This is a genomic window from Reichenbachiella agarivorans, assembly GCF_025502585.1.
GTDB classification, from domain to species: Bacteria; Bacteroidota; Bacteroidia; order Cytophagales; family Cyclobacteriaceae; genus Reichenbachiella; species Reichenbachiella agarivorans.
In genome coordinates, this window is sequence record NZ_CP106679.1 from 2,240,346 (window position 1) to 2,252,915 (window position 12,570).

A 12,570-nucleotide genomic window follows, 5' to 3' on the forward strand; every position below is an offset into this window, starting at 1 on the left:
TGTTTATACCAAGGAAGCAATGTGTGTATAGAGAGGAAAGTCTTTCATCCAACCGTGTACATCATTTCTTACTTCTTTGATTTTGGCTTCATTGTCAAGATTCATAAGAACAGAATCAATCAACTCAACTACACGGTCCATGTCAGCTTCTTTCATGTTGCGTGAAGTGATAGCTGCAGTACCTACTCTGATGCCTGAAGTGACGAATGGAGAGCGCTCATCAAATGGAACCATATTCTTGTTGACAGTAATTTCTGCCTGAACCAGACCGTTTTCAGCATCTTTACCTGTGATTCCTTTTGATCCAAGATCGATGAGCATCAAGTGATTGTCTGTGCCTCCAGAGATCAAATTATAGCCTCTCTTGACGAAAGACTCAGCCATCACAGCTGCATTTTTCTTCACTTGGAGGACATATTGCATGTATTCGTCAGATAATGCCTCACCAAAAGCAATCGCTTTGGCAGCTATAATGTGTTCCAATGGCCCCCCTTGAGTACCTGGGAATACGCCTGAATCAAGTACTGAAGACATCATTCTAGCGGCACCTTTTGGAGTAGTCAGTCCCCATGGGTTTTCAAAATCTTCTCCCATCAAAATCATTCCGCCTCTTGGACCTCTGAGCGTCTTGTGAGTTGTAGTTGTCACGATGTGGCAATGTGGCATAGGATCATTGAGCAAACCTCTGGCGATCAAACCCGCAGGGTGAGAGATATCTGCTAGTAACAATGCATCTACAGAATCAGCAATTTCTCTGAATCTAGCGTAATCCCAATCTCTAGAGTAAGCAGAGGCACCACAGATGATGAGTTTTGGTTTGATGGCTTTGGCCTTTTCTGCAACCTTGTCCATGTCAATCAAACCAGTTTCTTTTTCTACACCGTAGAAATTAGCATCGAAATACTTACCCGAAATATTCACAGGGGAACCGTGAGATAAGTGACCACCGTGTGATAGATCAAATCCTAATACCGTATCACCAGGCTGCAAGCATGCTAAGAAAACTGCCGCATTGGCTTGTGCACCGGAGTGAGGTTGTACATTGACCCAACTCGCCCCAAAAAGTTCTTTGGCTCTGTCTCTGGCTACGTCTTCGATTTGATCTACTACTTCACAACCGCCATAGTATCTTTTGCCTGGAAGTCCCTCGGCGTATTTGTTGGTTAAGACTGTACCAGCAGCTTCCATAACTTGGGCTGATACAAAGTTCTCAGAAGCAATTAGTTCGATTCCACTTTCTTGTCTTTCTCTTTCTTTTTCGATGAGGTTGAATACGTCAAGGTCTCTCTGCATGATATTATGATTTCGATGAGGCGCAAATTTAGAAGAAGCCCTCTTATTAAGCAAAGAATTGTGCTGTAGGGATGGTGAAAACGCAGAAGAAATATTTCATCCGAAAATTGTGAATCTAGGATTTATGGAGTAGTCTTATGGTTCAATTCGAAAAGGTCGCAGCAGTATAAAACCTATTTGAGAAAAAGTTGATCAGCTATGATTTCTCTCTCTTTATTATCTGATAATATTTTACTTCTATAAGGCATTGGTTTGATGCAATGATTTGGACATGACACCCACAGAAGCAAAATATGGTTTATTGAAAATCGTAAAGGATCCCATCCTACGAATCGATCGATTTGGGTGGGTCAAAGAGTGTCATTATCACCCCACGAGTGATCCAGCATTGATAGCTATTGGTTTTGAGCAAAGAAATATCAGAGATTTTGATTTTCTATTTGATTTGATTCGCTCCGTCGAGCTGTGTTTGCAGACTCAAGAGTCTCAATCTGCCTACTTTACGCTGAACTATCAAAGAGAGAGAAAACACTATGAGGTGTTGATAGAGCCAGATGACGAAGATGAGGTTCTGGCAATTGTCAAAGAAATCACCAAAAAGAAACAACGAGAAAATGAGCTACTGGAGTATTATAATTTACTTCAGAGTATCTATGAGGGAACCTCATCCTCTACGGGCCGAGATTATTTGGATCAATTGACTTACCAATTGTCCAAGGCGATGAAGGCAGATTATACAGCAGTGTGTGTGGTCGATCCTAGAAAGGATGTATTGGAGACAGTGTCAATTAGTTTCAAAGGGAAAAAAGTAGAAAACACTACTTGGAAGATCAACGGTTCTCCTTATGAAGAGGTAATTGCCAATAGTTATCTCGAAATCAAACAGGGATTTAAAAATCGATTTTCAAGGTTTGAATTGAACTACCATCATCTCTTCAATGGGTTTATAGGTGTGCCGCTGTTTTACAACCAGATATACAGTAAGCCAATTGGTTTTATGTTTGCGCTGTATGAACTTCCATTGTTTGAAGGGATTCACAATGAAAAAATCCTCCAGATTTTTTCATCTAGAGCAGCTGCTGAGTTGGAGAGGATAGAGAACCAGCGAAAAATTGAATACAGCGAGGAACGTTTCAAGGCACTCTACAACAATACACCAGCTTATTTTAGTTCGACCAACAAATCGGGCGTGGTGATTGAGGTAGGAGATTACTTTTTAGAAAAAACAGGTTATAGTAGAGGTGATGTAATCGGTAAATGGTCAATTGATTTTTTGACGCCAGCATCCAAAAAATATGCAATCAGAAAAGTGATGCCTAAATTCCTTAAAAAGGGTTATTGTAAGGATGTTGCTTTAGAATTTGTGAAGAAGAACGGTGATATCATGGAAGTGATGTTGTCGGCCACCTTGATCAAGGATCAAGCAGGCAAGTTTGTCAAAACCATCATGAACCTCAATGACGTGACCTTGCTGAGGAAAATTGAGAGGGAGTTGAGGGAAAGTGAAGAGAGGGTCATTCAAGCAGCCAATCGATTCCAGCTTTTATTTGACAACTCGCCAGTGGGGATCATTATTCATACAGCAGGGGTCATCAGACATGTCAATAGCGAGACCATCAGGTTGGCAAGGGGCAACAGTATTTATGACTTCATAGGCAAGACAGCTATGAGTTTTGTACATCCCGAATCGAAATCTGCCGCACAGGCACGAATAGATAAGATATATGAGACAAAAAAGGCTCATAGAAATGAGCAAAAATTCCTTTGTGTGGATGGCTCTGTGATAGAGGTGGAGGCCATGGGTACACTGATAGAATATGAAGGCGAACCCTCTGTGCAAATTGCTTTTTATGATATTTCAGACAGGAAAAATGCCGAACGAAGAATTTTGGAACGTGATAAGGAGCTTAAGACGCTGAACGAAAATTTGGCACGTCAAAATAACCAGTTGGAAGAGTTTGCCCACATTGCGTCGCACAATTTGAGAGCACCAATCACGAATATGCTGTCCTTGATCAAAATCAGAGAAGCGGATTCCTCAGAAGCAACTCAGCAGTTTGTTTGGGATAATTTGGGAAAGACAGTAAGAAATTTGGATGAAACAATCATTGAACTCAATGATGTAGTAAAGACTTCTTGGGAGTTGGATAAACAAAGAAAGACTTTGCGTTTTCAAGATGTATTAGAAAAAATTCTTAACAGCATTGTTGATCAAATAGCTAAGGCAGATGCAGAATTTGATGTTAAATTTGAAATGTCAACTGTTTTTTACCCTAAGATTTATTTGGAGAGCATCATTCAAAACCTGGTAACCAACGCTATTAAATACAAAAAGCCTCATGAAAGAGCGATGATCTATTTGAGAAGCTGGGAAAAAAATGGAAGAGGATATTTCTCCATAGAAGACAATGGTATGGGGATAAATTTAGAGAAGTATGGAAGCAGGCTTTTTGGACTGAGAAAGACTTTTCACTCTAATCATGATGCTAGGGGAGTGGGGCTTTTTATTACCAAAGCACAGATCGAATCGCTGGGTGGAAGTATTTTCGTAGAGAGCACCGAAGGAGTAGGAACGAAGTTTATTGTTGATTTTGGCACATTAAAGTTGATAAGTACAGACCATTAATTTATATTAGAATCACATTATGGGTAAGATAAAAAAGGTAGCAGTAATTGATGATGATCAGGTGTTTCAATTGATCATCAAAAAGCAAATCGAAATGAAGAATTTTGATTGCGAAATACTCAATTTTTATAATGGACAAGAGGCTTTTGATTTTTTCAAAGCCAACGTGGGGGAGGATGATAAATTACCTGATTTAGTCATGCTGGATGTGAATATGCCTGTGAAGAATGGCTGGGACTTTTTGCAGGATTATCAAACCCTACCTGTTGAGATGAGAAAGAAAATCAGCCTGTATATGGTGACGTCTTCGGTGATTCAATCAGATATTGACAAGGCCAATGACAATGAAAATATCATTTCATTTGTGAGTAAGCCCATCACCAACGATAAACTAGAAGAGATTTTTACCTAAGTTGACTAGCTCTCTTCGCTGAAATAGAGTGTGTAATAATTTAATTTCTTGTCTGGATCAAATCCCCTGATGATTTGGTCTTTGTTGCCATGGACATAGATGTGGAAATTTTTATCCAGCTTGATGATCGATCGAATAAACCTTTTGGTGTTTTTGATGGCTGGTTTAGAGATGTCAAATTGGTCTACATATAAATCAGGATTTTCTTCCTGCTTTCTTTCCTGAAAGTTTTCAAACTGATCGATCAACTCAGGGCTTTGAAGTACCTTCTCACCAAAATCCTGTTTGTTGAAAAATGGGTTTTGCTTCAGATAATCAATAGATTGATTGACAAAGGCCAATTTTTCAGGCTTCTCATCATGCTGGAAGGTGCCTTGAGCAAACTCCTGTAGGTTGTTGATCAAATTCTGAGTCTGAAAATAATCATCTCTGGTTTTTTCAATCCCCAAAAAGTCTTTTTGCCAATATTGTGCGCTGTTGCTTTTGTTGGTGATATCAACGTGGAGCACTTGGTAGCCATTTTCTTTGTCCGTGTTGAATATCAATACACCTTTGTCTAGTTTATTGATGCTTATTCCTTCATCTGAGATGATGTTGAAATCATTGCCTTGTCCTAGTATTTTGATGTAAGTTTCTTTGTTCTCGACCTTGAACATCCCGATCACTTCTGTGACTTCATCATCCATTACACAGTCTTCAAAATGGCACACCAAGAAATCACCTTCTTTGATATTTTGATTCTGAGATAGGCGAGCCAGTAGAGTTGCCATCTCTACGGATTGATCAAACAAGCTGTCTGGTTGTTCAAAAATCTGATTGACTATTTGGTAGACTTGATGATCATGCTCTTCATTTTCCAAATCAAAATGATACCGTTCTTCTTCTTTAAAAGATTTGAAAAAGTACTTGACCAGTAATTGATTCAAATCCTCATCCAAAGACTCAATTTTACCTGGGGAGGTAATTAATCCTTCGTCAGCAATTTTGTGAATGACGAGTTGGTTGAGTACGACTTCTGAGGAGATGACCATGATTTCACAATTTAATTTGCGAAGATAATCTATGGAGATTACTTTCTGTATGCTCCTGATTTGATGTTTGCGAGCCACTGGCTATTGGCCAAGTACCAATCCACTGTCAAGGCTAAGCCTTCTTCAAATTGAACAGATGGTTTCCAGTCCAACTCTTTGGATATTTTGGTAGAGTCTATGGCATATCTCAGATCATGACCAGCTCGATCAGTTACATAGGTAATGAGCTTTTCGGAAGTCCCTGCGGGTTTTCCCAATTTTTGATCCATGACTTTGCAAAGCAATTTTACGAGATCGATATTTTTCCATTCATTGAATCCCCCGATGTTGTAGGTATCACCCAATTTGCCTTTGTGAAAGACAGCGTCGATAGCAGTCACGTGATCGACTACAAAAAGCCAGTCTCTCACATTGACTCCTGCGCCATAGATTGGGAGAGGCTTCTCTTCCAAAATGTTTTGTATGCACACTGGAATCAACTTTTCAGGAAATTGGTTGGGACCATAATTGTTCGAGCAGTTGGAAACTACCACTGGCAATTTATAGGTGTTTTGATAGGCTCGGACAAAGTGATCCGAACTTGCTTTAGAGGCTGAATAGGGTGATTGTGGGTCGTATGGTGTAGTTTCCAAGAAGAATTCACCATCTTCTAATGAGCCATATACTTCGTCGGTAGATACGTGGTAAAACAACTTGTCTGTGAAGTCTCCTTTCCAATGATTTTTGGCAGCATTGAGTAAGTTGACCGTGCCAATTACGTTGGTATGTACAAATGCCAAAGGGTCTTCGATAGAGCGGTCTACATGAGATTCAGCAGCGAGGTGAATCACCGAATTGATATTTTCTTCTTTAAAAATGCGATCTATATGATTCGCATCACAAATATCTCCTTGAATGAACTTGTAGTTAGGAGCAGAAATATCTATTAAGTTTTCTTTATTGCCTGCATAGGTCAACATATCTAGGTTGACAATGTTGTACTGTGGGTATTTGTTGACAAAATACCTCACTACATGCGAACCAATAAAACCCGCACCTCCAGTTATTAAAATATTCTTTTTTGCACTCATCGTTCTAATGTTTTTTGCCAATTCCATGAATCTATCAATGCATCTTCCATGGTTAACTCACTTTCCCAGTTCAAGAGTTGTTTTGCTTTGGTAGCATTGGCATAAACTGCTTCCACATCACCAGCTCTTTTTGGTCCTATTTCGTAATTTAAATTCACGCCCGTAGCTTGTTCAAAAGTCTGTACAAGCTGAAGAACACTGTATCCCACACCTGTTCCTATGTTGATTGCTGTACATGTGGGTTGTGTTTGTTTAAACAGGTATTCAAAGGCTTTGACATGGGCTTTGGCCAAATCTACTACATGGATATAATCTCGAATGCAGCTACCATCTACTGTGTTATAGTCGTTTCCAAATACAGTTAACTTCTCGCGGAGACCACATGCAGTTTGTGTGATGAATGGAACCAAATTGCCAGGTACGCCAAGGGGTAGTTCTCCAATCAAAGAAGAAGAGTGAGCGCCTATTGGATTAAAGTATCTCAATAAGATGCTTTTATAATTTTTTTGAGATTTAATAAAGTCCTGAATTATAGTTTCACAAAAGATCTTAGTGGATCCATATGGAGACTCAGCTTGCTTTATTGCTGCATTTTCGTCAACAGGTAACATGTCGGGTTCTCCATACACGGTACAGGATGATGAAAACACGAGGTTTTGGCAATTATACTTATTAGAAACTTCTAATACGGACAGTAAACTATTGATATTGTTATTGTAGTATTTCAATGGAGCTGATACTGATTCTCCTACTGCTTTGTTCGCAGCAAAATGAATGACTCCCTCGATTTTATGTTCTTGAAATACTTGTTCAAGAACATCCTTATTCGCACAGTCTGCTTGGTAGAACGGGAACTTTGCGCCTGTAATTTCCTCAAGACGATCCTTGATCCAGATTTCTGAATTGTCAAGATTGTCTATAATAATAGGTTGTAGGCCAGCTTGAATGAGTTCCACGCAGGTATGGGATCCTATATATCCCATACCTCCGGTCACTAATATATTCTTCATGTTTAGTTTTTGACGGTTGCTCTTCCTATACTATAGTAGGTGAAGCCATTTTCTGCCATGGTTTCAGTATTGTATAGATTACGACCATCAAAGATCACATTGTCCTTGAGCGAGGATTTGAGTCTGTCAAACTCAGGAGTTCTGAATACTGGCCATTCTGTCATGATTAATAGAGCGTCTGCACCTTCTGCTGCATCGTATTCATCTTTGCAGAATTCGATACTATCACCAAACTGCTCTTTTACGTTCTCCATGGCTTCTGGATCGTAAGTTTTTATTTTTACACCTGCCTCTAATAGTATCTTGATATTGATCAACGCTGGTGCCTCACGTATGTCATCCGTATATGGTTTGAATGCCAATCCCCAAATGGCGAATGTTTTGCCCTTAAGGTTGTCTCCATAATGCTCTTTCAATCTGTCAATCAATTTGGTTTTCTGTGTCTCGTTTTTAGACATTACCGCATTGAGTATTTCGAAGTTGTAGTTGACTTCTCTGGCTGATTTAGCCAAGGCTTGTACGTCTTTAGGGAAACAGCTGCCACCATATCCAATGCCTGCAAAAAGGAATCTTTTCCCAATTCTGGAGTCAGTACCTACACCTTTTCTCACCATATCTACATCCGCACCTACTAGTTCGCACATGTTGGCGATCTCGTTCATGAATGTGATTTTAGTTGCTAGGAATGAATTGGCTGCATATTTTGTTAATTCTGCAGATTTTTCATCCATGGTTATGATTGGGTTTCCTTGACGTACCAATGGTGCATATAGCTCTTCCATGATTTTTTTAGCCTTCTCAGACCTGGTTCCAATGACCACTCTGTCTGGCTTCATGAAGTCATCTACAGCCACACCTTCTCTAAGGAACTCTGGGTTTGAAACTACGCTAAACTCTACTTTGGCATGTTCTGCAATCTTTGCAGTGACTCGGTCTGCTGTTCCGACAGGGACAGTGCTTTTGTCTACTATGACAGTGTATTGCTCCAAAAGTGGACCCAATTCTTCAGCAACTCCCAATATGTATCTTAAATCAGCACTCCCATCTTCTCCGGGAGGTGTAGGTAGGGCAAGAAATATAATTTTAGCACCTTTGATGCCTTCTTTCAAGTTAGTAGTAAAATCTAATCTGCCTTGTTTGATATTTCGTTCAAACAAAACATCTAGACCAGGCTCATATATTGGCATGATCTTGTTTTTTAGTTTCTCTACTTTTTTTACATCAATATCAATGCAAGTGACGTGGTTACCAGTTTCTGCGAAACATGTGCCAGTAACGAGTCCAACGTATCCTGTTCCTACTACAGCTATTTTCATAATTTAAAGTTAGTTCAATTTAATGGTGCAAATCTAAGACTTATGGCGATAACGAAGGGGCTTTTTTAATGAAAAGTAGACAAGATGATTTGAAGATAGAAATAGCAAGAAATATCTAATAAGGATGTTGTTTTAGTTAAAAAATTATGTCTTATTTAAAGTGCGAATTGTTAAAAACAATTTTACATTATCAATTGATAATCAACATTATAAAATGATAGATAATAGCGAAAATACGCCAAAGGTTGTTGCTGAAAATTGTCTTATGATCTCTGAAATGATCAAAGACTTTTGTGAGCGCGAAATTGCACCTAATATGATGGATTGGGACGAGACCCAAAAATTTCCTGTAGAGGTGTTTAGGAAAATGGGGAAGTTAGGGTTGATGGGTGTCTTGGTTCCTGATGAGTATGGAGGGTCAGGATTCGGTTACCATGAGTATGTGACGGTAGTTTCTGAAATAGCTAAAGTTGATGGGTCTATTGGTCTTTCAGTTGCAGCACATAACTCACTCTGTACGGGTCACATACTACAGTTTGGCTCGGAAGAACAAAAAAAACGTTGGCTACCGAAATTGGCCACAGGTCAATGGATCGGTGCTTGGGGACTGACCGAACCTAATACAGGGTCAGATGCTGGCAATATGATGACAGTCGCCAAGCCAGATGGGGATCATTGGGTGATCAATGGGACAAAAAATTTCATTACACATGGTTTGAGTGGAGATGTAGCGGTTGTCATGACCAGAACTGGGGATCCAGGGGATTCACATGGCATGACGGCATTTGTGGTAGAGCGCGGCACTCCTGGATTCTCAGGAGGTAAGAAGGAAAACAAGCTAGGGATGCGAGCTTCCGAAACGGCAGAGATGATATTTGAAGATTGTCGAGTATCAAAGGAGAATATTTTGGGTGAAGTTGGAGAAGGTTTTGTACAAGCACTTAAAATATTAGATGGAGGCAGGATTTCGATCGCAGCTTTGGGTCTAGGTATTGCTCAAGGTGCATTGGACGCTGCAATTGTATATGCGCAGGAGAGAAAGCAGTTCAATCAAGAGATAGCCAAGTTTCAAGGGATATCTTTCAAAATAGCGGACATGGTTACTCAGGTCAAGGCATCACGGTTGCTGATCAAAGAAGCCGCAGAACTCAAAAATCAAGGGAAAAATGTAAATCAAGAGTCTGCCATGGCAAAACTTCATTCATCAGAAACGGCAGTTTCGGTAGCCAATGATGCGGTGCAAATATTTGGAGGATATGGATATGTGAAGGATTATCCAGTGGAAAAATTTTATAGAGACGCCAAGTTGTGTACGATAGGAGAAGGGACTTCTGAGATACAAAAACTGGTAATTTCTCGCACTTTGTTTGATAGGTTGTAATTAAAAATGAAATTAACCGCGCAAGCTTTGGTATTTTCTTCTATGCTACATAAATTTGCGCTCCCTTTGAAAATAAGAAATTATGTTAATTATAAACGTTAAAGAAAACGAATCAATAGACAAGGCTCTTAAGAGATTCAAAAAGAAGTTTGAAAAAACTGGTGTTTTGAAAGAATTGAGATCAAGAGGTCATTTTGAAAAACCATCAATTACGAGAAGAACTCAATTGATTAGAGCTGCTTACAAGCAGAAAATGTTTGCAGAAGAAAACTACTAAGACTAGTAGTTATTCTCAGTGGTTTTTGATAAGTTAGTATTACCTTAAAGTTAAGGTAATACTAATGATAGAACCCTTTACAAAATACCTTCTCAACGAGAAAAGATACAGTAAGCATACTGTACAATCCTATGAAATTGATCTTCTTCAATTTCAAAGTTTCCTTGAAAATTGTGACGAAAGTATCACTACTGCCAATAGCAAGAATTTGCGAGCTTGGGTGGTGTCTTTAATTGAGGCTAAAATTAGCTCACGGTCTGTCAATAGGAAGATTGCGTCTTTGCGGTCATTCTACAAGTTTTTATTGAAGAGAGAATTGGTGTCTGAGAACCCAGCAACCAAATTAAAACCTCTCAAAACCCCCAAAGCACTTCCTGAATTTGTTCAAAAATCTGACATGGACATCCTTCTCGACCATGTTGAGTTTGGAGATGATTTTGCAGGAATTAGAGATAAAGTAACCATTGATTTGCTCTACGGTACAGGTATGCGTCTGTCCGAATTGATCAATCTAAAAATCTCAGATATTGATTTTTATGGGGGTACTATCAAGGTGCTGGGCAAAAGAAATAAAGAGAGACTAATTCCTTTGTCTAAAGACAACATCACTTTGCTGAGGTCGTATATTAAGACTAAGGAAGATGCCAGTTATCATAGTCATTTTTTGATATTGACGGATGCAGGTAGTCAGGCCTATCCCATGATGATCAATAGGTTGGTGAAAAAATATCTAAACCACATATCAAAAGTATATAAGAAAAGCCCACATGTATTGCGACATACGTTTGCGACACATTTATTAGATAATGGTGCAGATCTTAATGCTGTCAAGGAGTTACTAGGACATGCTAGCCTTGCTGCCACACAGGTCTACACACACAACTCTTTGGAGAAGCTCAAATCAACCTTCGATTTGGCACATCCAAAGGCATAAAATAATTGTTTAATTTTAAATTTTAATCTTATGAAGTTACAAATGCATTCCATTCATTTTGACGCGGATCAAAAATTGGTAAATTTCATCCAAAAGAAGGCAGACAAACTTGAAACATTTTATGATCGAATAGTCGATGGTGAAGTGATCTTAAAAGTGGAGAACGATGATTCGAGGGAGAATAAGATTATTGAAATAAAACTGAATATACCAGGAGCTCAGTTATTTGCGAAAAAGCAATCAAAGTCATTTGAGGCTGGTACTGATGATGCAATTGAGTCATTGAGAAGACAGCTTAAAAAGAGAAAAGAAAAGATGGCTGCTCAATTTTAAGATAGAATAAGGTACAAAAAAACCTGATAGCGAGAGTTATCAGGTTTTTTTGTGCCTATACTAATATGGTTACTTTTCGAATTGCTTTTGCATATTGATGGTTTTTCTGGCGTAACCACTAGGGATACTAAACTGCGACTCATCAATTGGAGATTCAGTGATGCTTTGTACCAATGTCTCACTGTTGGCCTCACCTCCATCGTATGAGATGGTACGTACAGGTAATCCTGTTTTGAGAATTGGACTATTTTCATCAAAACTAATGGCTGACATGGACTGGTTAGTAGGTAGCATAGATGCGACTTCTTGCAAGTTTTCTTTGAAGAAGTCTACTAGGCTTTTCATCACTGAGAATTTACTCTCATCGATACCAATACTTTGAAACGAAGCGATGTTCAACTCAAGGATCTTTTCGTTATCAGCAGTGCCGTTGTATTTTTTTGTGTCCCAATTACTCACTTTTGCGTCCCCTATGAGAGAGTAGTCAATGGGACTTTCGGCATTGGGGTTTAATATTTTGTCAAGTTTCTTTTGTTGATCTTCTGGCATTTGTGAAGAGAATTGTTTCATCATTTGCACAATCATTTTTAACTGTTCTTTGAGCTGTCTAAGCGTAGGTTCATCAAATTGATAATACTCCTTTTTTCGATTGTCAATGAAGGTGAAAATCTCTTTCTCCGCATCGAAAATCATGCTACTGTTGTCATTGCCCGAATTTTCTATTTTGAGCATGCTGGAAGTAAGATATAACTTCGAAGTAGTCACTTGATTGGATGATAAATCCTTTGATTTGGAAATAATCAATACTCCATCTGTAGCATAGCTATTGATGCTGTTTGTGAATATAGTAAGGATGAACAGTACTTTGAATATTGCTTTCATACTTG

General features: G+C 39.0%; 12 protein-coding genes. 6 read left to right on the forward strand and 6 right to left on the reverse strand.

Annotated features, from left to right (window positions below):
• Window positions 1-3 precede the first annotated feature (3 nt).
• Window positions 4-1,293 carry a serine hydroxymethyltransferase gene (gene glyA / locus N6H18_RS09325; RefSeq protein WP_262308001.1) on the reverse strand — a complete coding sequence of 430 codons (1,290 nt, stop codon included), beginning with the start codon at window positions 1,291-1,293 and terminating at the stop codon, window positions 4-6.
• A gap of 301 nt (window positions 1,294-1,594) precedes the next feature.
• On the opposite strand from glyA, the gene N6H18_RS09330 reads away from it, so the two are divergent.
• The gene (locus tag N6H18_RS09330) at window positions 1,595-3,919 is read left to right on the forward strand and encodes a PAS domain-containing sensor histidine kinase (RefSeq protein ID WP_262308002.1); all 2,325 of its coding nucleotides are present in this window, start codon (window positions 1,595-1,597) and stop codon (window positions 3,917-3,919) included.
• A 19-nt stretch (window positions 3,920-3,938) separates the two neighbouring features.
• A complete protein-coding gene (locus N6H18_RS09335; protein ID WP_262308003.1) occupies window positions 3,939-4,331 on the forward strand; it encodes a response regulator in 393 nt (130 codons plus the stop codon).
• Between the two features lie 5 nt (window positions 4,332-4,336).
• Here the strand turns inward: N6H18_RS09335 and N6H18_RS09340 are convergent, their stop codons facing one another.
• From N6H18_RS09340 to N6H18_RS09355, 4 genes are read right to left on the reverse strand one after another with little or no spacing between them, the layout of a single operon-like run.
• Window positions 4,337-5,362 (reverse strand): nucleoid-associated protein, encoded by a 1,026-nt coding sequence (locus N6H18_RS09340; protein WP_262308004.1) that lies wholly within the window; start codon window positions 5,360-5,362, stop codon window positions 4,337-4,339.
• Between the two features lie 38 nt (window positions 5,363-5,400).
• The gene (gene rfbB, locus N6H18_RS09345) at window positions 5,401-6,432 is read right to left on the reverse strand and encodes a dTDP-glucose 4,6-dehydratase (RefSeq protein WP_262308005.1); all 1,032 of its coding nucleotides are present in this window, start codon (window positions 6,430-6,432) and stop codon (window positions 5,401-5,403) included.
• Entirely contained in the window at window positions 6,429-7,442 is a 1,014-nt protein-coding gene (galE, locus tag N6H18_RS09350; protein ID WP_262308006.1) for a UDP-glucose 4-epimerase GalE, read from the reverse strand. Before galE ends, rfbB begins: the two co-directional genes overlap by 4 nt.
• Before the next feature lie 2 nt (window positions 7,443-7,444).
• A complete protein-coding gene (locus tag N6H18_RS09355; protein ID WP_262308007.1) occupies window positions 7,445-8,758 on the reverse strand; it encodes a UDP-glucose dehydrogenase family protein in 1,314 nt (437 codons plus the stop codon).
• Window positions 8,759-9,023: 265 nt separating this feature from the next.
• Here N6H18_RS09355 and N6H18_RS09360 point away from each other — a divergent pair, with 265 nt between their 5' ends.
• From N6H18_RS09360 to hpf, 4 genes are all read left to right on the forward strand, one after another.
• On the forward strand, window positions 9,024-10,139 hold the full coding sequence (locus N6H18_RS09360; protein ID WP_316044790.1) for an acyl-CoA dehydrogenase family protein: 1,116 nt from the start codon (window positions 9,024-9,026) through the stop codon (window positions 10,137-10,139).
• Window positions 10,140-10,221: 82 nt separating this feature from the next.
• Window positions 10,222-10,416 (forward strand): 30S ribosomal protein S21, encoded by a 195-nt coding sequence (gene rpsU / locus N6H18_RS09365; RefSeq protein WP_262308009.1) that lies wholly within the window; start codon window positions 10,222-10,224, stop codon window positions 10,414-10,416.
• Between the two features lie 64 nt (window positions 10,417-10,480).
• The gene (locus N6H18_RS09370) at window positions 10,481-11,350 is read left to right on the forward strand and encodes a tyrosine-type recombinase/integrase (protein WP_262308010.1); all 870 of its coding nucleotides are present in this window, start codon (window positions 10,481-10,483) and stop codon (window positions 11,348-11,350) included.
• Between the two features lie 30 nt (window positions 11,351-11,380).
• The gene (hpf, locus tag N6H18_RS09375; protein WP_262308011.1) at window positions 11,381-11,683 is read left to right on the forward strand and encodes a ribosome hibernation-promoting factor, HPF/YfiA family; all 303 of its coding nucleotides are present in this window, start codon (window positions 11,381-11,383) and stop codon (window positions 11,681-11,683) included.
• 69 nt (window positions 11,684-11,752) lie between these two features.
• Here the strand turns inward: hpf and N6H18_RS09380 are convergent, their stop codons facing one another.
• Window positions 11,753-12,565 carry a hypothetical protein gene (locus tag N6H18_RS09380; protein WP_262308012.1) on the reverse strand — a complete coding sequence of 271 codons (813 nt, stop codon included), beginning with the start codon at window positions 12,563-12,565 and terminating at the stop codon, window positions 11,753-11,755.
• Between the last annotated feature and the right edge of the window lie 5 nt (window positions 12,566-12,570).

Excerpts from the sequence above, each read along its gene's own strand:
- glyA (WP_262308001.1), bottom strand. The coding sequence starts at position 1,293 with ATGCAGAGAGACCTTGACGTATTCAACCTCATCGAAAAAGAAAGAGAA.
- N6H18_RS09335 (WP_262308003.1), top strand. The coding sequence starts at position 3,939 with ATGGGTAAGATAAAAAAGGTAGCAGTAATTGATGATGATCAGGTGTTT.
- N6H18_RS09340 (WP_262308004.1), bottom strand. The coding sequence starts at position 5,362 with ATGGTCATCTCCTCAGAAGTCGTACTCAACCAACTCGTCATTCACAAA.
- rfbB (WP_262308005.1), bottom strand. The coding sequence starts at position 6,432 with ATGAGTGCAAAAAAGAATATTTTAATAACTGGAGGTGCGGGTTTTATT.
- galE (WP_262308006.1), bottom strand. The coding sequence starts at position 7,442 with ATGAAGAATATATTAGTGACCGGAGGTATGGGATATATAGGATCCCAT.
- N6H18_RS09355 (WP_262308007.1), bottom strand. The coding sequence starts at position 8,758 with ATGAAAATAGCTGTAGTAGGAACAGGATACGTTGGACTCGTTACTGGC.
- N6H18_RS09360 (WP_316044790.1), top strand. The coding sequence starts at position 9,024 with ATGATCTCTGAAATGATCAAAGACTTTTGTGAGCGCGAAATTGCACCT.
- rpsU (WP_262308009.1), top strand. The coding sequence starts at position 10,222 with ATGTTAATTATAAACGTTAAAGAAAACGAATCAATAGACAAGGCTCTT.
- N6H18_RS09370 (WP_262308010.1), top strand. The coding sequence starts at position 10,481 with ATGATAGAACCCTTTACAAAATACCTTCTCAACGAGAAAAGATACAGT.
- hpf (WP_262308011.1), top strand. The coding sequence starts at position 11,381 with ATGAAGTTACAAATGCATTCCATTCATTTTGACGCGGATCAAAAATTG.
- N6H18_RS09380 (WP_262308012.1), bottom strand. The coding sequence starts at position 12,565 with ATGAAAGCAATATTCAAAGTACTGTTCATCCTTACTATATTCACAAAC.